Raw genomic sequence first — 1386 nt, 5'->3', positions numbered from 1 at the left:
ACTGGAGTAAAGCTCCATGGGGTCTTTCCGTCCTGGCGCAGGTAACCAGCATCTTCACTGGTACTTCAATTTCACCGGATGCATTGTCGAGACAGCGCTCAAATCATTACGCCTTTCGTGCGGGTCGGAACTTACCCGACAAGGAATTTCGCTACCTTAGGACCGTTATAGTTACGGCCGCCGTTTACTGGGGCTTAAATTCAAAGCTTCGCTTGCGCTAACCTCTCCTCTTAACCTTCCAGCACCGGGCAGGCGTCAGCCCATATACCTCACCTTTCGGTTTCGCATAGACCTGTGTTTTTGCTAAACAGTTGCTTGAGCCTATTCTCTGCGGCCACTTCTCAGTGGCACCCCTTCTCCCGAAGTTACGGGGTCATTTTGCCGAGTTCCTTGACAATGCTTCTTCCGCCGGCCTTAGGATTCTCTCCTCATCCACCTGTGTCGGTTTACGGTACGGGTACGGTATAAACAATAGCGGCTTTTCTTGACGCATGGCTCACGGACTTCGCTACTTGTATTTCGCTCCGCATCACAGCTTCCCATTGACACCCGGATTTGCCTGAGTGTCTGGTACCCTGCTTGCACCGGGCTTTCCATTCCCGGCTTCCGCTTTCCTTACGTGTCCCCACAGTTCTGTCATACCGCAGTACAGGAATCTCCACCTGTTGTCCATCGGCTACGACTCTCGTCCTCGCCTTAGGCCCCGACTTACCCAGGGCAGATCAGCTTTACCCTGGAAACCTTGGATATTCGGCCTAAAGGATTCTCACCTTTATCTCGCTACTCATTCCGGCATTCTCTCTTCCATGCAGTCCACAGCTCCTTACGGTACTGCTTCGTTCCGCATGCAATGCTCCTCTACCGATCCTTGCGGATCCCTTAGTTTCGGTGGTACGTTTCAGCCCCGGACATTTTCGGCGCAGGGCCTCTCGACCAGTGAGCTATTACGCACTCTTTGAATGAATGGCTGCTTCTGAGCCAACATCCTGGTTGTCTTCGAGACCCCACATCCTTTTCCACTTAACGTACACTTTGGGACCTTAACTGAAGGTCTGGGCTCTTTCCCTTTTGACTGCCCAACTTATCTCGTGCAGTCTGACTCCCGGTCCTGTCTACATGGCATTCGGAGTTTGATATTCTTCGGTAGGCTTTGACGCCCCCTAGGAAATTCAGTGCTCTACCTCCACAAGACTCTTGACCGAGGCTAGCCCTAAAGCTATTTCGAGGAGAACCAGCTATCTCCGGGTTCGATTGGAATTTCTCCCCTACCCACACCTCATCCCCACCCTTTTCAACGGATGTGGGTCCGGACCTCCACTGCCTCTTACGGCAGCTTCATCCTGGACATGGGTAGATCACCCGGTTTCGGGTCTACTCCTACTGACT

1 rRNA gene is annotated in these 1386 nt (G+C 52.7%); it reads right to left on the bottom strand.

Features of this window, described 5'->3' with window-relative positions:
* Positions 1 to 1386: ribosomal RNA gene (locus tag ABHC48_RS20485) — 23S ribosomal RNA — on the bottom strand; the annotation flags it as partial.

The sequence above is a fragment of the Ruminococcus sp. 1001136sp1 genome, from assembly GCF_039841815.1.
GTDB lineage: Bacteria > Bacillota > Clostridia > Lachnospirales > Lachnospiraceae > Blautia_A > Blautia_A faecis.
This window is presented reverse-complemented; position numbering and strand designations above follow the sequence as displayed.